Source organism: Rhizobium sp. 18055 (genome assembly GCF_902706285.1).
Taxonomy (GTDB): domain Bacteria; phylum Pseudomonadota; class Alphaproteobacteria; order Rhizobiales; family Rhizobiaceae; genus Rhizobium.
Genome location: NZ_CACSKD010000088.1, coordinates 1 through 664, shown reverse-complemented (window position 1 = coordinate 664; position 664 = coordinate 1). Strand labels below are relative to the sequence as shown.

Below are 664 nucleotides of genomic sequence, written 5' to 3'. Positions count from 1 at the left end.
CCTATGCGCTGTCGAACTCGCTGGGCAGCGTCCGGGTGGTCTTGAATGCCCTGGCTACGAAGCGGTTGCTGAAAGTGATCTCCAGCCCTTCGCTGATGGTGCTGGACAATCACACGGCCATGATGAGCGTGGGCAATCAGCAACCTGTGCAAACGGCAGCCACCAGGTTTGACAACTCGACTTCGACCACCACCACGATCCAGTACCGGGACACCGGCGTGAGTCTTGCGGTCACGCCCTCCGTCAATGCCGGCAATCTGGTCACCATGCAAATCGACCAAGCCGTGACGGACGCCGTGGCGGACAACTCGGGAAACATTTCCCTACAGCCCGTGTTCCAGCAGCGCCAGATCACCAGCAAGGTGGCGGTCCGTTCGGGCGAAGCGATCGTGCTCGGTGGTCTCATTCGGGACACCGACAACACGTCCAAGGCCGGCATTCCCCTGCTGCAGGAACTTCCCCTGGTGGGCAGTCTCTTCGGAAACAACGGCAAGACGGGCATCCGCACGGAGTTGCTGGTCGTGATCACCCCGAAGGTGGTGCGCACGGACATCGACATCCGCGAGGTCAGCGACGAACTGCGCGACCGCCTCAAGGGGCTGCAGATCATCGAGCTGAAGGAGTCCGGCCGGAAAACGACCGTACCGCCAGGCTCCGGCACGAC

General features: G+C 62.0%; 1 protein-coding gene. It reads left to right on the top strand.

What is annotated here, in order from left to right:
* Positions 1–664: type II and III secretion system protein (locus GVL52_RS31555; protein WP_200847936.1), on the top strand; the 664-nt coding region annotated here is incomplete at both ends.